At 71.2% G+C, this 25,445-nt stretch carries 20 protein-coding genes; 11 read left to right on the top strand and 9 right to left on the bottom strand.

From position 1 onward, the window contains the following. Positions 1-38 precede the first annotated feature (38 nt). The 4 genes from purH to ACE3OU_RS04340 all read left to right on the top strand — a co-directional run bounded on the left by purH (position 39) and on the right by ACE3OU_RS04340 (position 5,390). Positions 39-1,616, top strand: coding sequence for a bifunctional phosphoribosylaminoimidazolecarboxamide formyltransferase/IMP cyclohydrolase (gene purH / locus ACE3OU_RS04355; protein ID WP_374240320.1), 1,578 nt, complete (start codon positions 39-41; stop codon positions 1,614-1,616). Positions 1,617-1,621: 5 nt separating this feature from the next. Continuing rightward, entirely contained in the window at positions 1,622-2,911 is a 1,290-nt protein-coding gene (purD, locus tag ACE3OU_RS04350) for a phosphoribosylamine--glycine ligase (protein ID WP_374240319.1), read from the top strand. A gap of 83 nt (positions 2,912-2,994) precedes the next feature. Then, on the top strand, positions 2,995-3,903 hold the full coding sequence (gene hemF, locus ACE3OU_RS04345) for an oxygen-dependent coproporphyrinogen oxidase (protein ID WP_374240318.1): 909 nt from the start codon (positions 2,995-2,997) through the stop codon (positions 3,901-3,903). 38 nt (positions 3,904-3,941) lie between these two features. Next, entirely contained in the window at positions 3,942-5,390 is a 1,449-nt protein-coding gene (locus ACE3OU_RS04340) for a PepSY domain-containing protein (RefSeq protein ID WP_374240317.1), read from the top strand. Positions 5,391-5,550: 160 nt separating this feature from the next. Here ACE3OU_RS04340 and ahpC read toward each other — a convergent pair whose 3' ends face one another. The 5 genes from ahpC to hemC all read right to left on the bottom strand — a co-directional run bounded on the left by ahpC (position 5,551) and on the right by hemC (position 10,316). Beyond that, positions 5,551-6,114 (bottom strand): alkyl hydroperoxide reductase subunit C, encoded by a 564-nt coding sequence (gene ahpC, locus ACE3OU_RS04335; protein ID WP_374240316.1) that lies wholly within the window; start codon positions 6,112-6,114, stop codon positions 5,551-5,553. 179 nt (positions 6,115-6,293) lie between these two features. Continuing rightward, positions 6,294-7,469, bottom strand: a complete 1,176-nt coding sequence (locus ACE3OU_RS04330; protein WP_374240315.1) for a heme biosynthesis HemY N-terminal domain-containing protein — start codon at positions 7,467-7,469, stop codon at positions 6,294-6,296. A gap of 8 nt (positions 7,470-7,477) precedes the next feature. Further along, positions 7,478-8,578, bottom strand: coding sequence for a uroporphyrinogen-III C-methyltransferase (locus tag ACE3OU_RS04325; RefSeq protein WP_374240314.1), 1,101 nt, complete (start codon positions 8,576-8,578; stop codon positions 7,478-7,480). Positions 8,579-8,588: 10 nt separating this feature from the next. After that, positions 8,589-9,380 (bottom strand): uroporphyrinogen-III synthase, encoded by a 792-nt coding sequence (locus ACE3OU_RS04320; protein ID WP_374240313.1) that lies wholly within the window; start codon positions 9,378-9,380, stop codon positions 8,589-8,591. A 6-nt stretch (positions 9,381-9,386) separates the two neighbouring features. Continuing rightward, on the bottom strand, positions 9,387-10,316 hold the full coding sequence (gene hemC / locus ACE3OU_RS04315; RefSeq protein WP_374240312.1) for a hydroxymethylbilane synthase: 930 nt from the start codon (positions 10,314-10,316) through the stop codon (positions 9,387-9,389). 186 nt (positions 10,317-10,502) lie between these two features. Between hemC and ppc the strand changes: the two genes are divergently transcribed. Further along, complete coding sequence (gene ppc / locus ACE3OU_RS04310) at positions 10,503-13,265, top strand: phosphoenolpyruvate carboxylase (protein ID WP_374240311.1); 2,763 nt, start codon at positions 10,503-10,505, stop codon at positions 13,263-13,265. A gap of 171 nt (positions 13,266-13,436) precedes the next feature. Here ppc and ACE3OU_RS04305 read toward each other — a convergent pair whose 3' ends face one another. The 4 genes from ACE3OU_RS04305 to ACE3OU_RS04290 all read right to left on the bottom strand — a co-directional run bounded on the left by ACE3OU_RS04305 (position 13,437) and on the right by ACE3OU_RS04290 (position 19,061). Then, on the bottom strand, positions 13,437-14,267 hold the full coding sequence (locus ACE3OU_RS04305; RefSeq protein WP_374240310.1) for an NF038130 family PEP-CTERM protein: 831 nt from the start codon (positions 14,265-14,267) through the stop codon (positions 13,437-13,439). Positions 14,268-14,553: 286 nt separating this feature from the next. Continuing rightward, complete coding sequence (locus ACE3OU_RS04300) at positions 14,554-16,665, bottom strand: YgiQ family radical SAM protein (protein WP_374240401.1); 2,112 nt, start codon at positions 16,663-16,665, stop codon at positions 14,554-14,556. 588 nt (positions 16,666-17,253) lie between these two features. Next, positions 17,254-18,036 carry a LytR/AlgR family response regulator transcription factor gene (locus tag ACE3OU_RS04295; RefSeq protein WP_374240309.1) on the bottom strand — a complete coding sequence of 261 codons (783 nt, stop codon included), beginning with the start codon at positions 18,034-18,036 and terminating at the stop codon, positions 17,254-17,256. Continuing rightward, positions 18,033-19,061, bottom strand: coding sequence for a sensor histidine kinase (locus ACE3OU_RS04290; protein ID WP_374240308.1), 1,029 nt, complete (start codon positions 19,059-19,061; stop codon positions 18,033-18,035). Before ACE3OU_RS04290 ends, ACE3OU_RS04295 begins: the two co-directional genes overlap by 4 nt. 79 nt (positions 19,062-19,140) lie before the next feature. Here ACE3OU_RS04290 and argH point away from each other — a divergent pair, with 79 nt between their 5' ends. The 6 genes from argH (at position 19,141) to ACE3OU_RS04260 (ending at position 25,059) form a co-directional block, all read left to right on the top strand. Next, a complete protein-coding gene (argH, locus tag ACE3OU_RS04285; RefSeq protein WP_374240307.1) occupies positions 19,141-20,598 on the top strand; it encodes an argininosuccinate lyase in 1,458 nt (485 codons plus the stop codon). Between the two features lie 10 nt (positions 20,599-20,608). After that, positions 20,609-21,889, top strand: a complete 1,281-nt coding sequence (locus ACE3OU_RS04280; protein ID WP_374240306.1) for a protein kinase — start codon at positions 20,609-20,611, stop codon at positions 21,887-21,889. A 244-nt stretch (positions 21,890-22,133) separates the two neighbouring features. Continuing rightward, positions 22,134-22,709: a hypothetical protein gene (locus ACE3OU_RS04275; protein ID WP_374240305.1), complete on the top strand. Its 576-nt coding sequence runs from the start codon at positions 22,134-22,136 to the stop codon at positions 22,707-22,709. 19 nt (positions 22,710-22,728) lie between these two features. After that, the gene (locus tag ACE3OU_RS04270; RefSeq protein ID WP_374240304.1) at positions 22,729-23,061 is read left to right on the top strand and encodes a hypothetical protein; all 333 of its coding nucleotides are present in this window, start codon (positions 22,729-22,731) and stop codon (positions 23,059-23,061) included. Continuing rightward, the gene (locus ACE3OU_RS04265) at positions 23,048-23,971 is read left to right on the top strand and encodes an HprK-related kinase A (protein ID WP_374240303.1); all 924 of its coding nucleotides are present in this window, start codon (positions 23,048-23,050) and stop codon (positions 23,969-23,971) included. Before ACE3OU_RS04270 ends, ACE3OU_RS04265 begins: the two co-directional genes overlap by 14 nt. Next, positions 23,968-25,059, top strand: a complete 1,092-nt coding sequence (locus ACE3OU_RS04260) for a nucleotidyltransferase family protein (RefSeq protein WP_374240302.1) — start codon at positions 23,968-23,970, stop codon at positions 25,057-25,059. Before ACE3OU_RS04265 ends, ACE3OU_RS04260 begins: the two co-directional genes overlap by 4 nt. Positions 25,060-25,445: the final 386 nt, after the last annotated feature.

Raw genomic sequence — 25,445 nt, 5'->3', positions numbered from 1 at the left:
TCCCGCGCGGCCCCGGCCGCAGCCTTCCAGAGAAGCCCATGAAAGTCACCCAAGCCCTGCTCAGCGTCTCCGACAAGACCGGCGTCGTCGAATTCGCCCGCGAACTCTCCGCCCTCGGCGTCAACCTGCTGTCCACCGGCGGCACCGCCAAGTCGCTCCGCGACGCCGGCCTGCCGGTCACCGACGTGTCCGACTACACCGGCTTCCCCGAGATGCTCGACGGCCGCGTCAAGACCCTGCACCCCAAGGTGCACGGCGGCATCCTGGCCCGCCGCGACCTGCCCGAGCACCTGGCCAAGCTCGACGAGCACGCCATCCCGCGCATCGACCTGGTGGTGGTCAACCTCTACCCCTTCCAGGCCACCGTCGCCAAGCCCGACTGCACCCTCGAAGACGCGATCGAGAACATCGACATCGGCGGCCCGACCATGGTCCGCGCCGCGGCCAAGAACCACGGCAATGAAGCCGGTGGCGTCGGCATCGTGACCGACCCGGCCGACTACGCGGCCATCGTCGCCGAGCTGAAGGCCAACGCCGGCGCGCTCAGCTACAAGACCCGCTTCGACCTCGCCCGCAAGGCCTTCACCCACACCGCCCGCTACGACGCGGCGATCTCCAACCATCTCACCGCGCTGGCCGACGACGGCAGCAGGATGGCCTACCCGGAGCGCTTCCAGCTGGCCTTCGACAAGGTGCAGGACCTCCGCTACGGCGAGAACCCCCACCAGTCCGCCGCCTTCTACCGCGAATCCGACGCTCCGGCCGGCGCCATCGCCGCCTACACCCAGCTGCAGGGCAAGGAGCTCTCCTACAACAACATCGCCGACTCCGACGCGGCGTGGGAGTGCGTCAAGGCCTTCGACACCAACGGCACCAGCGCCTGCGTAATCGTCAAGCACGCCAACCCCTGTGGCGTGGCCCTCGGTGCGAGCCCGCTGGAAGCCTATAAAAAGGCCTTCTCCACCGACCCCACCTCCGCCTTCGGCGGCATCATCGCCTTCAACACCACCGTCGACCGTGCCGCGGCCGAAGCCGTCAGCGCCCAGTTCCTCGAGGTGCTGATCGCCCCCGCCTACACCGACGAGGCCCTCGAACTCCTCAAGGCCAAGCAGAACGTCCGCGTGCTGGTGGTGCCCCTGGGCACCGTCAAGCAGCCCGACTACAAGCGCGTCGGCGGCGGCCTGCTGGTGCAGAGCGCCGACTTCGCCCCGATCACCGCAGCCGACCTCAAGGTGGTCACCAAGCGCGCCCCCACCGACAAGGAGCTCTCCGACCTCCTGTTCGCCTGGCGCGTCGCCAAGTACGTCAAGTCCAACGCCATCGTCTACTGCAAGGACGGCATGACCATCGGCGTCGGTGCCGGCCAGATGAGCCGTGTCGACTCCGCCCGCATCGCCAAGATCAAGGCCGAGAACGCCGGCCTGGTGATCCCCGGCTGCGTGGTGGCCTCGGACGCCTTCTTCCCGTTCCGTGACGGTCTCGACGTGCTGGCCCAGGCCGGCGCCACCGCCGTCATCCAGCCGGGCGGCTCGATGCGCGACGCCGAGGTCATCGCCGCCGCCGACGAGCAGGGCATCGCCATGGTCCTCACCGGCTTCCGCCACTTCCGTCACTGATCACCATGAAGATCCTCGTCATCGGCTCCGGCGGCCGCGAACACGCCCTGGCCTGGAAGCTCTCCCGCTCGCCCCGCGTCCATAAGGTCTTCGTCGCCCCGGGCAACCCGGGCACCGCCCGCGAGCCGGGCCTCGAGAACGTGGCGATCACGGCCATCCCGGCGCTGGTCGACTTCGTCCGCGCCGAGCAGATCGCCCTCACCGTGGTCGGCCCCGAGGCGCCCCTGGCGGCGGGCGTGGTCGACGCCTTCCGCGCCGCCGGCCTGCCCATCTTCGGGCCGACCCGGCTGGCCGCCCAGCTCGAGAGCTCCAAGGACTTCGCCAAGCAGTTCCTGATCCGTCACAAGATCCCCACCGCGAAGTACCAGACCTTCTCCGACTCCGCCGCCGCCCACGCCTACGTCGACGCCGAGGGCGCGCCGATCGTCATCAAGGCCGACGGCCTGGCCGCCGGCAAGGGTGTGGTCGTGGCGATGAGCCTCGACGAGGCCCACGCCGCCATCGACGCCATGCTCACCCACAACACCCTGGGCGTGCAGTACGACGAGCGCGGCCCGCGGGTGGTGATCGAGGAGTTCATGGACGGCGAGGAAGCCAGCTTCATCGTGATGGCCGACGGCCGCCACGCCCTGCCGCTGGCCACCTCGCAGGACCACAAGCGCCTGCGCGACGCCGACCAGGGCCCCAACACCGGCGGCATGGGCGCCTACTCGCCCGCCCCGGTGGTCACGCCCGAGGTGCACGCCCGCGTGATGCGCGAGATCATCATGCCGACCCTCGCCGGCATGGCCGCCGACGGCCTGCCCTACACCGGCTTCCTGTACGCCGGCCTGATGATCGACGCCAAGGGCGCGCCCCGCGTGGTCGAGTTCAACTGCCGCATGGGCGACCCGGAAACCCAGCCGATCATGATGCGGCTCAAGTCCGACCTGGTCGACCTCGTCGAAGCCGCCATCGCCGGCAAGCTCGACAAGGTCGAGGCCGAATGGGACCGCCGCTTCGCCCTCGGCGTGGTGATGGCCGCCGCCGGCTACCCCGACAGCCCCCGCAAGGGCGACGCCATCCACGGCCTGCCGGCCGCTGGCGCGGACGACGCCCATGTCTTCCACGCCGGCACCAGCGAGCAGGACGGCAAGGTCGTCACCAGCGGCGGCCGCGTGCTGTGCGTCACCGCCCTCGGCGACAACGTCCGGAGCGCCCAGAAGCGCGCTTACGAGCTGGTGGACCAGATCCACTTCGACGGCATGCAGTGCCGCCGCGACATCGGCTACCGGGCCGTCGCCCGCAAGGGCTGATGCCCGGCGCCGGCTGTGGCCGGCGCGTCGTCTCACACACCGCCGGCCCCGGGCCGGCGTTTTTTCATCCCAGGAGCCTCCCCATGCCTGACCGCGCCGCCGTCAAAGCCTACCTCCTCGACCTCCAGGCCCGCATCGTCGCAGCCCTCGAAACCTTCGACGGCCAGACCTTCCGCACCGACAGCTGGACCCGCCCGGCCGGCGGCGGCGGCATCACCCGGCTGATCGAAGAGGGCGACTTCTTCGAGCGCGGCGGCTGCAACTTCTCCCACGTGATGGGCGAAGGCCTGCCGCCCTCCGCCACCGCCGCCCGCCCCGAGCTGGCCGGGCGCAGCTACGAGGCGATGGGCGTCTCGCTGGTGCTGCACCCACGCAATCCCTACTGCCCGACGGTGCACATGAACGTGCGCTTCTTCATCGCCTCGGCCCCCGGCAAGGCCGACGTGTGGTGGTTCGGCGGCGGCATGGACCTCACCCCCTACTACCCGTTCGAGGACGACGTCCGCCACTTCCACGCCACCTGCAAGACCGCCGTGCTCCCCTGGGGCGAGGCCGAGTACAAGCGGCTCAAGGACTGGTGCGACCGCTACTTCTACCTGAAGCACCGCAACGAACCCCGCGGCGTCGGCGGCCTGTTCTTCGACGACCACGGCGCCGACGGGCAGGTCGATTTCGAGGCCGCCTTCGCGATGACCCGCAGCGTCGGCGACGCCTTCCTGCCCGCCTGGCTGCCCATCGCCGAGCGCCGCCGCGACACGCCCTACGGTGAGCGAGAGCGCGACTTCCAGGCCTACCGCCGCGGCCGCTACGTGGAGTTCAACCTGGTCTTCGACCGGGGCACCCTGTTCGGCCTGCAATCCGGCGGCCGCACCGAATCCATCCTGATGTCCATGCCGCCCATCGTCAAATGGCGCTACGACTGGCAGCCGGAGCCGGGCAGCCCCGAGGCGCTGCTTTACACCGACTACCTGGTGCACCGGGACTGGGCCTGAGGCGCCCGCGCCCGGCTCCCATCACCCCGCTTCCGCCGATGAAAACCCGGCTGCTGCGCCTGCTGCACCTCGCCCATCGCTGGCTCGGCATCGCCAGCGGCCTGCTGATCCTCGCCTGGTTCGTCTCCGGGCTGGTGATGCTCTACGTGCCCTTCCCCAAGCTCGACACGGAAGCGCGTGTGGCGCGGCTGGCGGCGCTGCAGCCCGACAGCCTCGCGGTGAGCCCGGCCCGGGCCGCCGAGGCCTGCCCGACACCCGCCCGCGGCGCCCGGCTGGCGATGGCCCTGGGACGGCCGGTGTATCACTTCAGCGGCGGCGAGACCGCCTGCAGCGTGTGGGCCGACAGCGGCGAAGCGCTGGTCGTCACGCCGGAGCTGGCCCGCGCCGTGGCCCAGGCCTTCCTGCCCGGCGCCCGGCTGGGCGAGATCGAAGCCATCGAGCGCGACCAATGGACGGTTTACAGCACCTATCGGCCCCACCGCCCGCTGCTGCGCATCCCCGTCGATGACGCCGCCGGCAGCGTGGTGTATGTGTCGTCCCGCAGCGGCGAGGTGGTGGCCCTCACCACCCGCTTCGAGCGCGGCTGGAGCTGGCTGGGCACCGTGCCCCACTGGTTCTATTTCACGGCCCTGCGCGGCGACGACACCAGCCTGTGGCGCCGGCTGGTGCTGTGGCTGCCGCCGCTGGCCCTGCTGACCGTGCTCGCCGGGCTGGCCCTGGGCCTGCAGCGCCTGCGGCTGCGGCGCCGCTACCCGCGCGGCCGGGTCACGCCCTACCAGGGCCTGAAGCGCTGGCACCACCTGCTCGGCCTCGGCATCGGCGGCTTCGCGCTCACCTGGCTGTTGTCCGGCTGGCTGTCCAACCACCCCTTCGGCCTGCTCGAATTCAGCGGGCTGCCGAAGGGCGCGGCCCAGCGGCTGGCGGGCACGCCCTTCCGGCCGCCGAGCGACCTCGCCCTGCTGAAGCACCAGCTCGCCGCCGCCCCCGGCGGACGCGAAGCCGAGTGGTACCGCTTCGACGGCCGCCACTACCTCGAAGTGCGCGGCAGCGACGGCAGCCGGCGCCTCGACGACCAGGCCCGGCCGGCCGGGCCGATCCCGCCCGCAACGCTGGCCGCCCTGATCGCCGCCATCGAAGGCAAGCCGGTGGCCCGGGCCGAGCTGATTCACGAAGCCGACCTCTACCACTACGGCCGACGCAACCCGGTGGTGCTGCCGGCGGTGCGCATCCGCCTCGCCGACGCGGAAGACACCACCTGGTACCTCGACCCTGCCAACGGCCGCGTGCTGGGCCGGGTGGACGCCGCCAACCGGCTCCATCGCTGGGTCTTCAACGGGCTGCACCGGCTGGACTTCCCGCCCCTCGGCGCGCTGCCGGCCCTGCGCGAGGGCCTGATCACCCTGCTGTGCCTGCTCGGCGCCGGCCTCGCCACGAGCGGTTGCGTGCTCGGCGGACGCCGGCTGCTGCGCCGCCCTTCCGGCAACTGAGCCGGGCGAGCGCCGCAGGCGCCCCTCTCCCCAAACCACGCCTTTCCCGCCCAGCACCACGCAAGGCCGCGCGGCGCCGGCCGTCCACGAAAAAACGCCCGGGCTCCTGGGAGCGCCGGGCGTTCTCCGCACGCCGGGGCGTGCAGGACGGGCGGGCAGCTTAGATCTTGCCGACCAGGTCCAGGGACGGCTTCAGGGTCTCGGCGCCTTCGGTCCACTTGGCCGGGCAGACTTCACCCGGGTGGGAGGCGACGTACTGGGCAGCCTTGACCTTGCGCAGCAGCTCGGAGGCGTCACGGCCGATGCCCAGATCGTGGATCTCGGCGACCTTGATCTGGCCTTCCGGGTTGACGACGAAGGTGCCACGCAGCGCCAGGCCGGCTTCTTCGATCATGACGTCGAAGTTGCGGGAGATGGCACCGGTCGGGTCGCCGATCATCGGGTAGTTGATCTTCTTGATGGTGTCGGAAGCGTCGGCCCAGGCCTTGTGCACGAAGTGGGTGTCGGTGGAGACGGAGTAGACCTCGACGCCCAGCTTCTGGAATTCGGGGTACAGATCGGCCATGTCGCCCAGCTCGGTCGGGCAGACGAAGGTGAAGTCGGCCGGGTAGAAGAAGAACACGGACCACTTGCCCTTGACGTCGGCTTCGGTCAGATCGACGAACTTGCCATTGTGGAAGGCGGTAGCTTTGAACGGTTCGATTTCGGTATTGATCAGGGACATCGCGTTTCCTTCACGGGTTGGGTTGTGGAACACACATCATAGGCCAGACCATCGTATCGCTCAAATTGATTAATAGCATGATCTGGATTACTTGAAACTATCGCCCACTCCGGCGCCAGGGCCGCGGGCGCGCTCCATCTTATTCCGCCCGCGTGACGCTGGAAAGACCGCCGGCCGCGTCAGGCGCGGCGTTGTTCGGCCGCGGCGCGGTAATGCCGGTTGGCCTCGTCGTCGCGGTCCATGCGCTCGGCCAGGTGGGCAAGCTCCACGTGGGCCTCCCAGCTCGGCGCGATGGCCAGGGACGCCTCGAGGTAGCTCTCGGCCTTGCCCCACAGCTGGGACTGCACGCACAGCCGGCCCAGGCTCAGCAGCAGCTGCGGGTCGCGGGGCTGGCGCTTCAGCCAGTCTTCGGCATTGGCGAGGCGGGCCCGCACGTCGCCCTCCTCGCAGCGGCCGTAGAGGGCGGCGAGCTGGGAATCCCAGGCCAGGGCCAGCTGGGCCTCGATGGCCTGCTGGGCCGCGGCGCTGTCGCCGGCGGCGATCAGTGCGCTGGCCAGGTCGGCGACCAGGCGGGCGTCGCGCTGCTCGTCCCGGGGCACCGCCTGCCAGTAGGCGGCGAGGGCCTGGGCGTCGCCGGCGCGCTGGCGCAGGCCCTCCTGGTGGGCCCGGCGCTTGATCGGTCCGGCGAGCTCGGGCGAGAGGGCCTTGACCTTGACGAGCTGGCGCACCAGCCGCACCGCCTCGCCCCAGTCGCCGGTGGCCTGGGCGGTGCGCAGGGCGAGGCGCAGGGCCGCGATGTGGCGCTGGCCGCCGGCCTGGAGTTCGGCGAGGCGCTCGCCGGCCTCGGCGAAGCGGCGGCCCTCGACGGCCAGCTTGGCCTCGGTCATCAGGCGCGCCAGGCGCACCTCGTCGTCGTGTTCGGCGGCCTTGGCGAGCCAGTGGCGGTAGCGGGTCTCGTCGCGCAGGGACTCGGCGGCCCGGGCCGCCAGCAGGGCGGCGAGGCCGGGCGCCTCGTTGGCCTCGTAGGCGGCGGTGGCCTGCTTGAGGGCCTGGCCGAAGCGCCCCTCGATGCGCAGCCGCACCGCGTCGTAGATGGCCTGGGAGGCCCGCTCACGGCTCTTGCGGGCACGGAACTGCTGCACCGCCCGCGGCAGCGCCAGGGTGCGGGCGACCAGCCGCGACAGGGAATAGGCCGCCACGAAGGCGCCCACCAGCAGCAGGATCAGCAGATTGAGGGAAATCTGGATCCGGTAGGGCGGCCACACCAGCAGGGCGTAGCCCTCGTTGTAGCGGCCGGCCACCGCCAGACCGGCGGCCAGCGCGAAGAGCCCGATCAACCACAGCAAACCACGCATGAGCGACCTCAGTTCTTCTTCGCCGGAGCGGGGGTATGGGCGGCGGGCGCCGGGGCCTGGGGCGGCACGTCGGCGCGCTGCTCGGGCTTGGCCTGGAGGGCGTTCAGGGCGAGCTGGCTGGACTGCAGGGTCGGCAGCTCGACGCCCACCGGGACGCCCTGCAGCTCGACGAGGTCGGCCTTGGCGGCCGCGGCGGCGGCGTTGCCGAGGTCGAAGTAGCGCTCCAGCCATTCGCGGCTGATCCGCACGTCCTCGCGGAAGGTGTTGCCGTCGCGGGACAGCAGCGCCAGGCGGGCGTTCATGAGGCGCAGCTTGAGGTTCTCGCGCAGGAACACCGCGTTGCTCGGCGCCAGCAGCGCCGGGTCGGGCCGGTCCATGCGCTCGATGCGCAGGAGCTGGCTGAACTCGGCCCAGAAGTCGGCCCACAGGCTCTTCAGCCAGGAGGGCGCGGCCTCGTCGGGCTGCACGGCGACCGCCTTCGGCTTGGCCTCGAAGGCCAGCGGCAGGCGGTCGAGCCGGCCGATGAGGGTTTCGAGCTTGAGGGCGATGCCGGAGGCGTCCACCTGGGGCAGCGCCTTGAGGGTGTCGAGGTCGGCGGCGATGGCCTTGCGCAGGGGCAGCCACTGGGGGCGATCGACCGAGCCGAGGCGGGCGTCGGCGGTCTGCAGCGCGAACAGCGCGGCCTGCACGTTGCCGGCGAGTTGCAGTTGCTGGGCGGCGATGGAGACGGCCTGCTCGACCTCGGCCAGCACCCGGTCGTCGCGGCTGCGCGAGAAGGCCTGGTACATGGTCTCGAGGGCGACCTGCTGACCCTGGGATTCGGACAGCCGGGCGTCGAGGGCGCCGACCTTGGCCTGGAGATCCTGCAGGTTTTCCTGGGCCTGCCTGGCGAGGGCGCGCGCCTCCTTGGCGGCGGTGTCGCCGTCGGCGAGGCGGCGAGCCAGGTCTTCCTGGAGGTCGGCGAGGCGGCTGCGGGTTTCGACCCACTGCCAGCCCAGCAGGGCCACCGCCACGGCGGCGATGATGACGGAGGGACGACGCCAGGAGGCGGCGGGCTGCGGCGCCGGGCCGGCGGACTCTACGGGCGGAAGGCTGGGAATATCGCTCATGGACAGGAGTTTAACCCGGATAGGTGCTGGGCTTGCCAGCGGCGAAGTGGGCCAGGAGCCCGTCGATGAGGCCGGCGTCGCCGGGCCCGGTGAGCACGACCCGGGCGAAGCCGCCCCGCCCGGCCGCGTCGGCGATGCGCGGGTGGGGCACGAAGACCGGCACCGCCTTGAGCACCTCGGCCCCCGGCAGCGCGAGCAGATGGGCCACGCCCTCGCTGCTGGTCAGCGTGAGGGCGTCGAGGCGGCCGGCGCGGGCACGCTCGACGAGGGGCGACGGGTCGTCGGCGGGGCCGCCACGGTGGTAGCAGGTGAGGTATTCGACCCGGGCGCCGCGGGCGGTGAGGGTGTCGCCCAGCAGGTCGCGCCCGCCGTCACCGCGCAGCACCAGCACCCGCCGGCCGGCGACCGCCTCGGCCTGGAAAGCCGGCAGGGCCAGCACGGCCTCGCTGTCGAAGCCGATCGAAGGGGCGATGACGCGGCTGAAGCCGCGCTCGGCGAGCGCCGCCTCGCTGCCCTTGCCCACCGTGGCCACCTGCAGCGAGTCGGGCCACGGCGCAACCGGCAGGATCGCGTCGAGGGCGAAGCGGACGGCGTTGGGGCTGACGAAGAAGGCCAGCGAGAAATCGGCCAGCCGCCGGGCGACCGCCCGGAGCGGGGCCTTGTCGGCGACCGGGGTGATCGTGAGGAGCGGAAAGCACAGGGGCTCGGCCCCCAGGCCCCGGAGGGCCGCGCACAGGCCGTCGGCCTGCCCGGCCGGGCGGGTCACGACGATGGAGCGCCCGGCGAGGGGCTGGCCGCCCATGACCGCCTACAGGCCGGCGAGGATCTCGTCGGCGCCGTCGGCGCGCAGCATGTCGGCCAGGGCGAGGCCGAGGGCCTCCGGCTGGTCGATCGGGCCGCGGCGCTCGGCGCGGGCGATGCGGGAGCCATCGGGCAGCGCCACGAAGCCGCGCAGCCACAGCTCGCCGCCCTGCACCTGGGCGTAGGCGCCCAGCGGGACTTCGCAGCTGCCGGCCAGCGCCCGGGAGGTGGCGCGCTCGGCGCGCACGCAGGCGGCGGAGTGGGCGTCGGCCAGCGGGGCGATCCAGGCCGCGACCTCGGGCCGGTCGGCCAGCGCCTCGATGCCCAGCGCGCCCTGGCCGGCGGCCGGCAGTGACACTTCGGCCGGCAGCGTGCCGCGGATGCGGCTGGCGAGGCCGAGGCGGGTGAGGCCGGCGGCAGCGAGGATGATCGCGTCGTACTGGCCCTCGTCGAGCTTGCGCAGGCGGGTGTCGAGGTTGCCGCGCAGGCTGGTGACGGCCAGCATCGGGTACTGGGCGTGGATCTGGGCCTCGCGGCGCAGGCTGGAGGTGCCGACCACGGCGCCCGGCGGCATGTCGTCGAGGCTCTCGTACTTGTTGGAGACGAAGGCGTCGAGGGGCACCTCGCGCTCGGAGATGGCCACCAGCGAGAAGCCGTCGGGCAGCTCCATCGGCACGTCCTTCATCGAGTGCACGGCGATGTCGGCCGTGCGTTCGAGGAGCGCGCTCTCGAGTTCCTTGACGAACAGGCCCTTGCCGCCCACCTTGGCGAGCGGCCGGTCGAGGATCTGGTCGCCCCGCGTGGTCATGCCCAGCAGTTCGACGGTGCAGGACGGATAGAGGGCTTCGAGGCGGGCCTTGACGTGCTCGGCCTGCCACAGGGCGAGGCGGCTTTCACGGGTGGCGATGACGATGCGGTCGGGCGTAGGGGCGCTCACGGTAGGGGCTCGGCTGGTTTGACGGGGATGGCGTATGGGGATGGACAGGCCCGGGGCATTCGCGGCACGCTGCGGGTTTGGCTGCGCAGCGTAAGGGTAGGCACCAATGGCGAGCATCCGGGGCCGGATTCTAGCATGGGCCATCGCTGCGCCTTTTGCGCCGACCGCAACCGACAGGATCACCCCATGAGTGAACAACACCCCAGCGACGACAAGGACCTGCCCCTCCGCGAAGACATCCGCCTGCTCGGCCGCCTGCTCGGCGACACCGTGCGCGCCCAGGAGGGCGAGGCCGTGTTCGACCTGGTCGAGACGATCCGCCAGAGCTCGATCCGCTTCCGCCGCCACGAGGACCACGCCGCCCGCCGCGAGCTGGAGGCCACGCTGGATTCCCTGTCCCGCGACCAGACCATCGACGTGGTGCGCGCCTTCAGCTACTTCTCGCACCTCTCCAACATCGCCGAGGACCAGCACCACATCCGCCGCTCCCGCGCCCACCAGATCGCCGGCTCGACGCCGAAGGAAGGCAGCCTGGCCCACGCCCTGGAGCGCGCCTTCGAGGCCGGCATGGGCAGCGGCGAGCTGGCCGCCTTCTTCGAGACGGCGCGGGTGACGCCGGTGCTCACCGCCCACCCGACCGAGGTGCAGCGCAAGAGCATCCTCAACTGCCAGATGGCCATCGCCCGCCTGCTCGACGAGCGCGACCGCATGCAGCTCACCCCCGAGGAGAGCGAGGCCAACACCGACGCCCTGCGCCGCGCGGTGCTCACCCTGTGGCAGACCCGCATGCTGCGCACCGAGAAGCTGTCGGTGATGGACGAGGTGAGCAACGGCCTGTCCTACTTCGACTACAGCTTCTTCCAGGAGCTGCCGCGCCTTTACGCCCGCCTCGAAGACCGCCTCGCCAGCCGCGACCGCAGCTGGGGCGCGCTGGAGCTGCCCAACTTCATGCAGGTGGGCAGCTGGATCGGCGGCGACCGCGACGGCAACCCCTTCGTGACCGCCGAGATCCTCGACAAGGCCCTCGCCACCCAGGCCGAGAAGGCCCTCACCTTCTACATGGACGAGGTGCACACGCTGGGCTCCCAGCTCTCCGTGGCCCAGGGGCTGGTGAGCGCCTCCGACGCGCTGCTGCGCCTGGCCGCCGCCTCGCCCGACGGCTCGCCCCACCGCAGCGACGAGCCCTACCGCCGCGCCCTCACCGGCATCTACGCGCGCCTCGCCGCCACCTACGTGCAGCTCCTCGGCCACCAGCCGCCGCGCCACGCGGTGGCCCAGTCCGCCCCCTACGCCGGCCCCGAGGCGCTGGCCGAAGAGCTGGAAGTCATCCACCGCTCCCTCACCGCCAACGGCCTCGGCGCGCTGGCCCGCGGCCGCCTGCGCCACCTGCGCCGGGCAGTGGGCGTGTTCGGCTTCCACCTGGCCCCCATCGACCTGCGCCAGAACTCCGACGTGCACGAGCGCGTGGTGGCCGAGCTCATCAAGGCCGTCGACCCGGCCCGCGACTACCTGGCCCAGGACGAGGCCGGCCGCATCGGGATGCTCCTTGATGAGCTCGCCAGCCCGCGCCTGCTGGCCTCGCCCTGGCTCGACTACTCCGACGAGACCCGCGGCGAGCTGGCGATCTTCCGCGCCGCCCGCGCCGCCCACCTGCGCTACGGCCAGGCCGCGGTGCCCAACTGCATCATCTCCAAGACCGACGACGTGTCGGACATCCTCGAGGTGGCGGTGCTCGCCAAGGAGGCCGGCCTGCTGCGGCCGGCCGAGGGCGTGCTCGACGTGAACATCATCCCGCTGTTCGAGACCATCGGCGACCTGCAGAACGCCGCCGGCGTGATGGACCGCCTGTTCAGCCTGCCCGCCTACAAGGCCCTGCTCGACTCCCGCCGGATGGAGCAGGAGGTCATGCTGGGCTACTCCGACAGCAACAAGGACGGCGGCTTCCTCACCTCCGGCTGGGAGCTCTACAAGGCCGAGATCAGCCTCGTCGACACCTTCGCCCGCCACGGCGTGCGGCTGCGCCTGTTCCACGGCCGCGGCGGCTCGGTCGGCCGCGGCGGCGGCCCCAGCTACCAGGCCATCCTGGCCCAGCCGGGCGGCGCGGTGCAGGGGCAGATCCGCCTCACCGAACAGGGCGAGGTGATCGCCTCGAAGTACGCCAACCCGGAGGTCGGCCGACGCAACCTCGAGGTGCTTGCCGCCGCGACGATGGAGGCCACCCTCTTCGCCCCCCGCGACCCGGCGCCGCGGCCCGAGTACCTCGAGGCGATGGACGAACTCTCCGCCACCGCCTTCGCCGCCTACCGCAACCTGGTCTACGAGACCGACGGCTTCGAGCGCTATTTCTGGGAATCCACGGTGATCGCCGAGATCGCCGCGCTCAACATCGGCAGCCGCCCGGCCTCGCGCAAGAAGTCCACCGCCATCGAAGACCTGCGCGCCATCCCGTGGGTGTTCAGCTGGGCCCAGTGCCGCATCATGCTGCCGGGCTGGTACGGCTTCGGCTCGGCAGTCGAGGCCTACCTGGCGAAGCACGGCGAGGCCGGCCGGGCGCGCCTGCAGGCCATGCACCAGGAGTGGTCCTTCTTCGCCACCCTGCTCTCCAACATGGACATGGTGCTCGCCAAGAGCGACATCGCCATCGCCAGCCGCTACGCCGACCTGGTGAAGGACACCGCGCTGCGCCAGGCGATCTTCCCGCGCATCGAGGCGGAGCACGCCCGCACCGTGGCCATGCTGCTGCAGATCAGCGGCCAGGCCGAGCTGCTCGACGCCAACCCGCTGCTCAAGCGCTCGATCCGCAACCGCTTCCCCTACCTCGACCCGCTCAACCACGTGCAGGTCGAGCTGCTGCACCGCTACCGCGAAGGCCACCAGGACGAGCGGGTGCGCCGCGGCATCCACCTGTCGATCAACGGCATCGCCGCGGGCCTGCGCAACAGCGGCTGAGGCCGGGCGGCAGCGACACATTCACAGCCGGCCCTGGGCCGGCTTTTTTACGGGCGCGGCGGCCCCGGGGCAAGGCGCCATGACAAACAGGCTGGCCCCGGGATCACCGGAACCAGCCTGTCTGGGGCTTGCGGGCGCGCGTCGTGGGCCGCCGGAAGCGCTCCCCGGTCGTCAGCCGCGGCGGCGGCGCAGGGCGGCGATGCCGGCCAGGCCGAGGCTGGCCAGCGCCAGCGAGGCGGGCTCGGGCACCTTGAAGCCGACTTCGTAGTTGCCGGTGTAGGAGCCGTTGGGATCACCCGCGCTGACGCCGGAAGCCGTCGGCTGGGCAAAGGAGTACAGGTACTGGGACACGCCCGCGTACTCCACCTTCACCACCTCGCTCGCGTAGGCATTGGCCGGCACCACGATGCCGGGGCCGAGGATGGCCTGCAGCGCCGCCTGGGCGTTGAGGAATCCGGCCAGGCCGATCCTGACGTCGGCGCCGTCCAGCATCACGTAGGAGATGTTGGGGTCGCTGACGAGCTTGTAGGGCGACTGGCCGGCGGCGCCGAAGAAGCCCATCGTGGCGGCCTGCAGGTCGGCGTCGGAGATGGCGGCACCGGCGTGGGTCGCGCTGTAGGCGGCGCGGATGTAGCTGGAGGTCAGCGCGGTCGGGGTCGCCGCGTTGCCTCCGACGAACCAGTCGTTCACCGTCAGGCTGCTGAGGCTGATGGTGCTGCCGCCGAGGGTGCCGCGGAGGGTGGTCACCGGGCCGGCGAACTTGCTCAGCTCGACGTTGCCGCCGGGGGCCGCGGCGCTGCCCGCCAGCACGCCGGCCAGCGCGGCGGCCGGCGCCGGCGAGAGGCTGGGGGTGGGCGTGAGGATGCCGCCGGCCTCGGACCACAGGATCACCGAGCCGCCGCTGGTCGTCGCATCGGTGAGGGAGACCGCCGCACCCGCGCCGCCGGCCGCCAGGGCCAGCGCGACGGCCAGCGCAGCGCCGGACTTGGAAAACTTCATCATGGGATTACTCCTGAACTTCATGTCAATCGGATCAGGGAGAGCCCCCTGACCACCCGGAAACGTCCATCGGCGGACGCTCCACAACACCTCGCGCACGGCCCGGACTATCACTGGCCAAGGCGCGAAGTTGTTAATTAACATGACATCGAACCCAAAAGTACCAAGGCATTTCCATTTGTCACAAAGTCACAAACATGGCATTCCACCGCACAAGGCTGTCGCCCCCCGGCGCCGACGTGGGGACGTAAAAAAACCCACCGCAAGGGTGGGTCTTGGGCCGGGGCGGTCAGGCACGCCCGCGCGGCGGGCCGGCGCGCTTGGCCGGCGGCCCCCGGCGCGACCCCACCGGGCTGGCGAACTTGCCGCCCGACTTGCGCGGCGCGCCCGGCGGCGGCTTGCCGGCGCCACTGCGATCGAGCACCACCGGCTGGTCGCGGGGCACCAGATGACGCGGCGAAGCGCCGATCAGGTCGCCACGGCCCATCGCGCGCAGCGCCTCGCGGATCAGCGGCCAGCCCTCCGGGTCGTGGTAGCGCAGGAGGGCCTTGTGGAGGCGGCGCTGGCGGCCCGACTTGGGCGTGTCGACGGCCTCGGAACCGGCCGACACCTTGCGCAGGGGGTTCTTGCCGGAGTGGTACATGGTGGTGGCCATCGCCATCGGGGTCGGCATGAAGGTCTGCACCTGGTCGAGCTTGAAATTGTTGGCCTTCAGCCACAGCGCCAGGTTGACCATGTCTTCATCGGTGGTGCCCGGGTGGGCGGCGATGAAGTAGGGGATGAGGTGCTGCTTCTTGCCGGCCTCTTTGGAGAACTGCTCGAACATCTCCTTGAAGCGCTCGTAGGTGCCGATGCCCGGCTTCATCATCTTGTCGAGGGGGCCCGACTCGGTGTGCTCCGGGGCGATCTTGAGCAGGCCGCCGACGTGGTGGGTGACGAGCTCCTTGACGTACTCGGGGGAGCGCACCGCCAGGTCGTAGCGCAGCCCGGAGCCGATCAGCACCTTCTTGACGCCGGGGATCGCCCGCGCCTTGCGGTACAGGCGGATCAGCGGACCATGGTCGGTGCCGAGGTTCTCGCAGATGCCCGGGAACACACACGACAGGCGCCGGCACGACGACTCGATCTTCGGGTCCTTGCAGGCCATCCGGTACATGTTGGCGGTGGGGCCGCCGAGATCCGAGATGGTGCCGGTGAAGCCCGGCGTCTTGTCGCGGATCTCCTCGATCTCGCGCAGGATCGATTGCTCCGAGCGGCTCTGGATGATGCGCCCCTCGTGCTCGGTGATCGAGCAGAAGGTGCACCCGCCGAAGCAGCCGCGCATGATGTTGATCGAGAAACGGATCATGTCCCAGGCCGGGATGCGCGCCTCGCCGTAGACGGGGTGCGGCCGGCGGGCATAGGGCTGGCCGAAGACCCAGTCCATCTCCTCGGTGGTGAGCGGGATCGGCGGCGGGTTGAGCCACACGTCGCGGCAGCCGGGGCCGGTGCCGTGGGCCTGCACCATCGCGCGGGCGTTGCCGGGGTTGGATTCGAGGTGGAAGGTGCGCGAGGCGTGGGCGTACATCACCTTGTCGTCCTTCACCACCTCGTAGGCCGGCAGGCGGATCACCTGCCGCGCGCGGTCGGCCTTGCGGGCGGCGACCCGCTCGGCGGCGGGGACGAGGCGTACCGGCTGCGCGCCGGCCGGCAGCGCCGGGGTGGGCGACGAGGGCTCCATGGCGTAGGGGTCGGGGTGGGGCTCGACGGGGCCGGGGCGGTCGATCAGCGTGGAGTCGATCTCCACGTAGCCCTCCGGATGCCAGCCGGGCTTGACCATGAAGGCGGTGCCGCGCAGGTCGCGGATGGCCTCGATCGGCTCGCCGGCGGCCAGGCGGTGGGCCAGCGCGATGGTGGCCCGCTCGCCGGAACCGAAGATCAGCAGGTCGGCCTTGGAGTCGGGCAGCACCGAGCGGCGCACCTTCTCGGACCAGTGGTCGTAGTGGGCGATGCGGCGCAGGCTGGCCTCGATGCTGCCGATCACGATGTTGGCGTCCGGGTAGGCCTCGCGGGCCCGCTGGGCGTACACCACCACGGCCCGGTCGGGGCGCCTGTCGGGCTCGGCGCCGGGGGTGTAGGCGTCGTCGGAGCGCGGTTTGCGGTCGGCCGTGTAGCGGTTGATCATCGAGTCCATGTTGCCGGCGGTGATGCCGTAGAACAGGCGCGGCTTGCCGAGCGCGCGGAAGGCGTCGGCCGAGTGCCAGTCGGGCTGGCTGATGATGCCCACGCGGAAACCCTGGGCCTCGAGGGTGCGGCCGATCAGCGCCATCCCGAAGCTGGGGTGGTCGATGTAGGCGTCGCCGGTGATGATGATGATGTCGCAGACGTCCCAGCCGAGGGCGTCCATCTCGGCCCGGGACATGGGCAGAAAGGGCGCCGGCGCGAGCTCGGGGCGGTAGCGGGGATAGCTGAGGAGCGAGGGGGCGGTGCCGGGATTTTCCATGGGCGCGATTGTACGGGAGCCGCGGGTTAGAGCCATCGGGGGAAACGCGGGTTCCCACGCCGGGCCGCGGAGGGGTGGGCCCCCTCGGCGATGGCGCTCGCCATCCCTGAGACGGCTCCGGGCGCCGCTGCGATAGCTCCGGGCGTGGTGTCGATGGCTCCGGGCGTCGCTGCGACGGCTCGAGCCGTCCCGGAGATGGCTCCGGCCATCCCCGCGATGGGTCGGGCCATTCAGCACGATGGCCCGGGCCGTCGTGAAGATGGGTTCGGTCACCACGGCGATGGCTCGGGCCATCCCCGGCGATGCGCCGGGCCATCGTGGCAACGAACGCACCCTGCCCGGCGACGCCCCGGGCCATCGCGGCGATGGCCGAGGCCGCCGCGAAAATGGAATAGCCCCCGCCACCGCGGCGACGCCGCCCCGCCTCTCAAGGAAACGCAGGGCCGCCCCAAGTTTCCTGGCCCCCCACGGGGGGGCGGGCTGGGCGGAACACGGCCCTGGGGGCGCTCAAACCCCCAGCGCCTCCTTCACCGACGACCACTGGCGGCGGCTCACCGGCAGCTGCTCGGGCACCCCGTCGAGGATCACCACCCAGTGGGCCTCGCCGTCCTCGCCGGTGGTGGCGCGGGCGACGCCCTTCACCGCCTGGCGGGCGATCAGGCAATTGCGGTGGATGCGCAGGAAGCGCTCGGGGAACTCGTCCTCCAGCTGCACCAGGGATTCGTCGAGCAGGTATTCCCGCTCGAGGGTGCGGGCCACCACGTATTTCTGCTCGGCCTTGAGGTAGAGCACCTCGGCCACCGGCACCAGCAGGATGCGGCCGCGCTCGCAGATGCTGAAGTGGCTGCGGGTGGCCGGCGCCATCTGGCGCAGGATCTCGTCGGCGGGCGGGCGCAGGCGCCGGGCCTTGGCGATGGCCTCGGCCAGCCGCGCCGCGCGCACCGGCTTGAGCAGGTAGTCCACCGCCGCCAGCTCGAAGGCGCGCACCGCGTATTCGTCGTAGGCGGTGGTGAAGATCACCGCCGGGGCCCGCGGCATGCGGCCCAGGTGGCGGGCCAGCTCGATGCCGTCCATCGCCGGCATGCGGATGTCGGTGAGCACCAGATCGGCCGGCTGGCGCTCCAGCAGGGCCAGGGCCTCGATGCCGCTGGCCGCCATGCCGACGATGCGGGTCGGCTGGGTGTCGGCGATGTCGCCGAGGAGATCGCGCAGACGGTCGCGGGCGGGCGCCTCGTCATCGACGATCAGCACCGCCAGCGGGGCGAAATCGTTGCTCATCACGGCGCTCATGGGCGCCCTCCCCCGCCGTCGCGGAAGGGCAGGACGATACGGACCCGGTAGGCGTCGGGGCCCTGCTCGGTGTCGAGGGTGGCTTCAAGGTCGTAGAACAGCATCAGTCGCTCGCGAATGTTGTCGAGGGCCATGCGATTGCCCGGTTGCTGGATGCCGGGGTCTGGCAGCGGGTTGGCGATCTCGATGTGCACCGCCGGCCCGCGCCGCGCGATGGTAATCGAAACCGTTCCCGGCCCGACCCCGGGCTCGATGCCGTGGAAGACGGCGTTCTCCACCAGCGGCTGGAGCAGGAAGGGCGGCACCCGCGCCGCATCGGCCCGGGCGTCGCGCTGCCAGGCCACCTGCAGGCGCTCGCCCAGGCGCAGGCCCTCGAGGCTGAGGTAACGCTCGCACAGGGCGATCTCGTCGGCGAGCGGCACCAGCTCGCGGTTGTCCTTCATCAGGGCGCGGAACAGGTCGGCCAGCTCTTCCAGGGCCTCCTCGGCGCGGCGCGGGTTGGCGCGCAGCACGCCGAGCACGCCGTTCAGGCTGTTGAACAGGAAGTGCGGGCGGATCCGCGCCGTCAAGGCCAGCAGGCGCGCCTCGGCCAGCGCGGGCACATGGGCCGCGACATGCTGGCGAAAATAGGCTGCAACGCCCAGCGTCGCCACCGCGGCCCAGAACAGCGCCCGCGGCAGACCGTCGTCGGCGGGGGCGAGCAGGACGTGGCTGAAGAGCGTCGCGCCGAGCACCACGCCCCCCGCCAGGAGCCAGCCCGCCACCACCGGCAGCCGGGCCAGCCCGGGCTGGATCAGGAACAGCACGGCCACCGACAGGATCAGCGGGAATTCCACCCGCATCGCCATGTCCAACAGCTCGCCGACCAGCTGGGACAGCACCTGGTTGCGCAGCAGCACCGCCACCACCGCCAGGCCATTGACGAGCAGCAGGATGCGCAGCACGACGCCCAGGTTACGAAAATCCGGCACCGCCCGCGCCGCCGCCTCCGCCCCGGCGAGCGGCGGGGTTTGCTTTATAATCATGAGTCAAGACATTGGGCCAAGATCCTGTATCCGCGCGATTCTCCGGCCCGCTCCCTCATCGCACAAGGCATTAGTCAACATGGCAGATCAATCCGCGCCCCAGGACAGCACCGCCAAGGCCTGGTCCGGCCGCTTCTCCGAACCCGTCTCCGACCTGGTCAAGCGCTACACCGCCAGCGTCTTCTTCGACAAGCGCATGGCGGCCCAGGACATCCGCGGCTCCCTGGCCCACGCGAAAATGCTGGCCCGCCAGGGCATCATCGGCGCGCAAGACCTCGCCGACATCGAGCGCGGCATGGCGCAGATCGCCGGCGAGATCGAACGCGGCGAGTTCAACTGGAACCTCGACGACGAGGACGTCCACCTCAACATCGAAAAACGCCTCACCGCGCTGGTGGGGGACGCCGGCAAGCGCCTGCACACCGGCCGCAGCCGCAACGACCAGGTTGCCACCGACATCCGCCTGTGGCTGCGCGACGCGATCGACACCATCCTCGGCCTGATCCGCGAGTTCCAGCTGGCCGTGCTCGACCTGGCCGAACACCACGCCGCCACCCCGCTACCCGGCTTCACCCACCTGCAGGTCGCCCAGCCGGTCACCTTCGGCCACCACCTGATGGCCTACCTCGAGATGACCCGCCGCGACGCCGAGCGCTTTGCCGACTGCCGCAAGCGCGTGAACCGCCTGCCGCTGGGCGCCGCCGCGCTGGCCGGCACCACCTTCCCGATCGACCGCGAGTTCGTCGCCGCCGAGCTGGGCTTCGACGAGGTGTGCTTCAACTCCCTCGACGCCGTCTCCGATCGCGACTTCGCCATCGAGTTCTGCGCCGCCTCGGCGCTGCTCATGACCCACCTGTCGCGGCTGTCCGAAGAGCTGATCCTGTGGATGAGCCCGCGGGTCGGCTTCATCGACCTGGCCGACCGCTTCTGCACCGGCAGCTCGATCATGCCGCAAAAGAAGAACCCCGACGTGCCCGAGCTGGTGCGCGGCAAGACCGGCCGCGTCAATGGCAGCCTGATCGCCCTCTTGACCCTCATGAAGGGCCAGCCCCTGGCCTACAACAAGGACAACCAGGAAGACAAGGAACCCCTCTTCGACACCGCCGACACCGTCATCGACACCCTGCGCATCTACGCCGACATGATGGGCAGCCGCGTCGAGGCCGACGGCAGCCGCGTCTTCAACGTGCGCGTCAAGGCAGAAGCCATGCGCGCCGCGCTGCGCCAGGGCTACGCCACCGCCACCGACCTCGCCGACTACCTGGTCAAGAAGGGCCTGCCCTTCCGCGACGCCCACGAGGCCGTCGCGCTGGCCGTGCGCGGCGCCGAGAAGCGCGGCATCGACCTGCCCGAGTTCACCCTCGACGAGCTCAGGGCCGAGATGGCCGAGGTCCCGCGCGCGGTGCCGCTGCTCGACGCCGACGTGGCCCGCGTGCTCACCGTCGAGGGCTCCCTCGGCGCCCGCGACCACATCGGCGGCACCGCCCCCGGGCAGGTCCGCGCGGCGATCGCCCGGGCCCGGGCACGCCTGGCCTGAGGGACGCGGCATGGAAAGGATCGGCAAGTACGAAATCAGGCGCAAGCTGGGCGAAGGCGCCACCAGCACCGTCTATCTCGGCTACGATCCTTTCGCCCAGGCGGAGGTCGCCATCAAGCGCCTCCACCCCGAGCTGCTGCGCATCACCGACCACACCACCCTCTACCACCACCTGCTGCTCAACGAGGCGGCCCTCGCCGGCAAGCTGCAGCACCCGCACATCGCCCAGATCCACGACGCGGTGATCGACGACCGCGACGCCTACGTGGTGATGGAATACGTGCCCGGTGGCACCCTCGAAGCCTTCACCACGCCCGACAACCTGCTGTCCTTCGAGCGCCTGGTGGAGATCGTCTTCAAGTGCACCCGGGCCCTCGACTACGCCTACCTGCAGGGCGTCACCCACCGGGACATCAAGCCGGCCAACATCCTGCTCGTCTCGCCCACCGGCCAGGACATAAAAATCTCCGACTTCGGCGCGGCCATCTTCACCGCCAGCGAGACCACCCAGGGCACCCAGCTCGGCTCGCCGGCCTACATGTCGCCCGAGCAGGTGCGCGAGCTGCCCGTCGACCACCGCACCGACATCTACTCCCTCGGCGTCGTGATGTACGAGCTGCTCACCGGGCAGCGCCCCTTCGAGGCCGGCAACAACGCCAGCCTGATCTACCAGATCGCCCACCACGTCGCCCCGCCGCCCTCCAGCCTGCGGCCGGAGATCCCCCCCGAGCTCGACGCCATCGTGGGCCGCGCGATGCAGCGCGACCTCGACCAGCGCTACGCCACCTGGATGGAGTTCTCCCACGACCTCGCCCAGGCCTACCGCAACCGCAAGCTCGCCCCCGACCGCAGCGAGCTGCCCGAGAGCGAGAAGTTCGAGCGCCTGCGCGCCTTCCGCTTCTTCCGCGAGTTCAGCGACGTGGAGATCTGGGAGATCGTCCGCCTCGCCGAATGGCGCAGCCTCGAGGCCGGCACCGTCGTGATGCAGGAGGGCGAGCCGGGCAACTACTTCTGCGTGCTCGTCGAGGGCGAGCTGCGGGTGCTCAAGCAGGATCACCTGCTCGACACCCTGTCGGCCGGCGACTGCTTCGGCGAGATGGCCCTGTTCGCCGCCGGCCGCGGCGCCCGCACCTCCTCCGTCGAGACCCTCACCCCGGCCCGCATCCTGACCATCCGCGCCCCCGCGCTGCTGCGCGCCTCGGCGGTGTGCCAGATGCATTTCTACAAGGGCTTCCTCGAAGTCTTGGCCACCCGCCTGTCGGTGGCCAACAGCCGCATCGCCAGCGTCTGAACGGGCGGCGCCCCGGCGAAGTGTCGGTTTTTTTGACACAAAAGCCCTGGCGCATCCGCGCCCCGCCCCACACCCCCAGATATCCCTTTAAAATCAAAGCATTAAGAATGCGCATAGACAGGCGCGATTATTGCTTAATCATGTTTGACTAAAAAGCGGATGTCTTTCACGATCCGAAAACAAGAATCCGCCTAGAATATTGGAAAATACGTCGCCGACCGGCGGCACGCGAATGAGGCTCGAGATGAATCAGACACACCCCGAGGCACCGGCGAAGCACACGCCGACCGACATCAACGCGGCCCCCCGCAAGGGCCGCCGCAAGCTGATCCAGGCAGGCATCGCCGGCGCCCCGGTGCTGCTCGCCCTGAAGAGCACCCCGGTCCTGGCGGGCAACTGCAAGCACCCGTCGGGCTTCTCCGTGTCGGGCAACCTGAGCGCCACGGGCGGCAAGAACTGCAGCAGCCCCTTCCCCGGCCCCACCGACTGGATCAAGAACCCCTCCACGTGGCCGTCCGGGATCACCCCCGACACCGTCTTCAAGACCGCCCTCGGCGCCAACGCCCTGGGGCAGGCCGACACCTTCACGCTCGGCGAAGCCCTCGGCGACACCGCCAACCCCCTCAACGCCAAGGCTGCCGCGGTGTTCCTGGGTTCCTTCAGCTACGGCCCTCCCGGCCCCGCCGTCATCAAGGCCCTATGGACCGACGGCGTCCAGGGTGGCGGCTACGCGTCCCTCGGCTACAAGAACGAAAGCACCACCTGGCACCAGACCGAAGTCGCAAAGTACTTCGACTACCTGCTTGGCCTGATCTTCTGATCGCCCCACCGCTGCGGCAGTGAGCACGACCAGCGCATCCGCCAGCCTTTTTCGGGCCCGCCAGTCCAACACCGGCGGGCCCGATGCCATTCTCTGGAAAGAAGTCGACGAAGGCTGGGTCCGCTTCGACCCGGTCGCCGGCCAGACCCTCCTCCTCACCCCCATCGCCCGCTTCGTGCTGGATGAACTGGTCGCGAGCGGCCGCGCCCAGGACATCGACGCGCTCATCGCCGCGGTCCTGCGCGAGGAGCCCGAGGCCACCGCAGCCGAGGCCCACGTGCTGGTGGGCGCCGCCCTCGAAGCCCTCACCGCCGCCCGCCTGATCCAGCCCGCCCCCCTTGAGAATCCGTGACCTGTCCCCGGCCGACCTGCTGGCCCGGCTAGGCGGCGACGGCATCCGCCTGGCCGCGGGCCCGTTCAACTGCCGCCTGCAGAGCGGCATCCCCGAGATCGCCGACGAGCTCGCGCGCCTGTACGCCCATCACCCGCTGGTCGCCCCCGACGCGTTCGTCGACTTCCACGTCGGCGTGGGGCCGGGGCGGGGCCTGCGCCGCTGGCTGCGCCCCCAGGCAGTGTTCTCGGTGGACGGCGTCGAGCCCTTCACCCCCCTGCCCCGCAACCAGGCGCTGGCGATGCTCGAATGGGGCCTCAACTGGTGCATCACCGCCTACAGCCACCACATCCTGGTGATCCACGCCGCCTGCGTCGCCCGCGGCAACCGCGCCGCCATCCTCCCGGCCCCACCGGGCTCCGGCAAGAGCACCCTGTGCGCCGCGCTGGTCAACCGGGGCTGGCGCCTGCTGTCGGACGAGCTCACGCTGATCCGCCTCGACACCGGCGAAGTCATGGGCCTGGCCCGGCCGGTGAACCTCAAGAACGCCTCCATCGACATCATCCGTGCCTACGCCCCCGAGGCCTTCCTGACCCGCCCGGTGCACGACACCACCAAGGGCACGGTGGCGCTGATGGCCCCGAGCGAGGCCAGCGTGCGCGACGTGGCCACGCCGGCCCGCCCGACCTGGATGATCCTGCCCCGCTACCGGGCCGGCGCCGACGCGCGCCTCGCGCCCATGGGCAGCGGCGCCGCCTTCCTGCAGATCGCCGACAACGCCATGAACTACCACATCCTCGGCACCCACGGCTTTGCCGCGGTCGGCCGGCTGGTGGACGACTGCCGCAGCTACAACTTCGAATACAGCCGCCTCGACGACGCCATTGCCGTCTTCGACCGCCTGGCCCGCGACGCCGGGGGCGACGCATGAGCCTGCTGCTGCGCGTGCTGCGCGACATCGAGGCAGCCCGCCACCTCAGCCCGGCCGAGTGGGACCTGCTGGTCCGCCAGTGCCGCCACGCCAACCTCCTCGGCCGCCTCCATCTGCGCCTCGAGGCCGCCGGCATTCCGGTGCCGGAGCGGGCCCGCAACCACCTGCTCGCCGGCGCGATCATGGCCGAGCAGCAGCACCACTCGATCCGCCGCGAAGTGGGCCACCTGCGCGACAGCCTGGCCGCGATCGGCCTGCCGGTGATCCTCCTCAAGGGCGCCGCCTACGTGGCCGCGGGCCTGCCGGCGGCGGCGGGGCGGGTGTTTGCCGACGTGGACATCCTGGTGCCCCGCGCCCGCCTGGACGACGCCGAATCGGCGCTGCAACTCACCGGCTGGCAGTCCACCGCCCTCGACGCCTACGACCAGCGCTACTACCGGCGCTGGATGCATGAGCTGCCGGCCATGCAGCACATCTTCCGGGGCACCGCCCTCGACGTGCACCACACCATCCTGCCGCCCACCTCGCGCCTCAAGCCCGACGCCGGCCTGCTCATCGAGGCCAGCGTCGAGATCCCCGGCCTGCCTGGCGTGCGCACCCTGGCCCTGCCCGACCTGATCCTGCACAGCGCCTCGCACCTCTTCCACGAGGGCGAGCCCGACAACCTGCTGCGCGACCTCACCGACCTCGACGCCCTGCTCCGCCTGCTCGACGGCCCCGCCGGCTGGGACGCCCTCGCCCGGCGCGCGGCACAGCTCCAGCTCGACGGGCCGCTGCACCTCGCGCTGCGCTACAGCCAGCGTCTGCTCGGCACGCCGGTGCCGGCGCCGCTGTCCGCCGGGCTCGGCGGCCAGGCCGGCGGGCCGCGCCAGGGCCTGCTCGACGCGATCTACCTGCGGGCCCTCGAAACCCAGCACCCCAGCGCCGCCGACGGCCTGCGGGGCATCGCCCGCAAGGCGCTCTACATCCGCGCCCACTGGCTGCGCATGCCCCCCCATCTGCTCGCCTACCACCTCGCCCACAAGGCGCTGTTCCCGCCCAAGGCCGACACCCGCAACCTGACCGCCGGCGAGAACACCCCCGCCTGAGACGCCCCGGGGCCCGCATCCCGACCGGGCACACCTCGCCCACCCGCGCGCCACGATGGCGCAGCGCGCACCGCGATGGTGCTTCCGCCCCCCTTCCCCACGGCCGCAGCCCCCGAAAAACCCCGCCGGATCGGGGCCTGGGCGGCTGGCATGAACCCTGCTATTGATTGCCTGGGCCCGACGGCAATGCCGCCGCGGGCCCGCTGCCTCCGCCAACGACGGCGGGACCGGTGCGAGCAAGATGCGTCAGCGCGCGACGCTCGCCAGTTCCAACCCGACCTTGATCCGCGTTCCGCGGGGGCCCGGTCAGCCGCGTCGCTCACCCCGGTGAGCCAGGCGCCCTGACCCCGCATGCCCGCCGGGGGGCCGGACGTGCAGGATTTCCC

This window comes from Zoogloea sp., from assembly GCF_041908905.1.
Lineage (GTDB): Bacteria > Pseudomonadota > Gammaproteobacteria > Burkholderiales > Rhodocyclaceae > Zoogloea.
This window is presented reverse-complemented; position numbering and strand designations above follow the sequence as displayed.

Excerpts from the sequence above, each read along its gene's own strand:
- hemF (WP_374240318.1), top strand. The coding sequence starts at position 2,995 with ATGCCTGACCGCGCCGCCGTCAAAGCCTACCTCCTCGACCTCCAGGCC.
- ACE3OU_RS04300 (WP_374240401.1), bottom strand. The coding sequence starts at position 16,665 with ATGTCCCGGGCCGAGATGGACGCCCTCGGCTGGGACGTCTGCGACATC.
- ACE3OU_RS04325 (WP_374240314.1), bottom strand. The coding sequence starts at position 8,578 with ATGAGCGATATTCCCAGCCTTCCGCCCGTAGAGTCCGCCGGCCCGGCG.
- ACE3OU_RS04305 (WP_374240310.1), bottom strand. The coding sequence starts at position 14,267 with ATGATGAAGTTTTCCAAGTCCGGCGCTGCGCTGGCCGTCGCGCTGGCC.
- ACE3OU_RS04340 (WP_374240317.1), top strand. The coding sequence starts at position 3,942 with ATGAAAACCCGGCTGCTGCGCCTGCTGCACCTCGCCCATCGCTGGCTC.
- ACE3OU_RS04280 (WP_374240306.1), top strand. The coding sequence starts at position 20,609 with ATGGAAAGGATCGGCAAGTACGAAATCAGGCGCAAGCTGGGCGAAGGC.
- purH (WP_374240320.1), top strand. The coding sequence starts at position 39 with ATGAAAGTCACCCAAGCCCTGCTCAGCGTCTCCGACAAGACCGGCGTC.
- ACE3OU_RS04320 (WP_374240313.1), bottom strand. The coding sequence starts at position 9,380 with ATGGGCGGCCAGCCCCTCGCCGGGCGCTCCATCGTCGTGACCCGCCCG.
- argH (WP_374240307.1), top strand. The coding sequence starts at position 19,141 with ATGGCAGATCAATCCGCGCCCCAGGACAGCACCGCCAAGGCCTGGTCC.
- purD (WP_374240319.1), top strand. The coding sequence starts at position 1,622 with ATGAAGATCCTCGTCATCGGCTCCGGCGGCCGCGAACACGCCCTGGCC.
- ppc (WP_374240311.1), top strand. The coding sequence starts at position 10,503 with ATGAGTGAACAACACCCCAGCGACGACAAGGACCTGCCCCTCCGCGAA.
- ACE3OU_RS04295 (WP_374240309.1), bottom strand. The coding sequence starts at position 18,036 with ATGAGCGCCGTGATGAGCAACGATTTCGCCCCGCTGGCGGTGCTGATC.
- ACE3OU_RS04330 (WP_374240315.1), bottom strand. The coding sequence starts at position 7,469 with ATGCGTGGTTTGCTGTGGTTGATCGGGCTCTTCGCGCTGGCCGCCGGT.
- ACE3OU_RS04260 (WP_374240302.1), top strand. The coding sequence starts at position 23,968 with ATGAGCCTGCTGCTGCGCGTGCTGCGCGACATCGAGGCAGCCCGCCAC.
- ACE3OU_RS04275 (WP_374240305.1), top strand. The coding sequence starts at position 22,134 with ATGAATCAGACACACCCCGAGGCACCGGCGAAGCACACGCCGACCGAC.
- ahpC (WP_374240316.1), bottom strand. The coding sequence starts at position 6,114 with ATGTCCCTGATCAATACCGAAATCGAACCGTTCAAAGCTACCGCCTTC.
- ACE3OU_RS04290 (WP_374240308.1), bottom strand. The coding sequence starts at position 19,061 with ATGATTATAAAGCAAACCCCGCCGCTCGCCGGGGCGGAGGCGGCGGCG.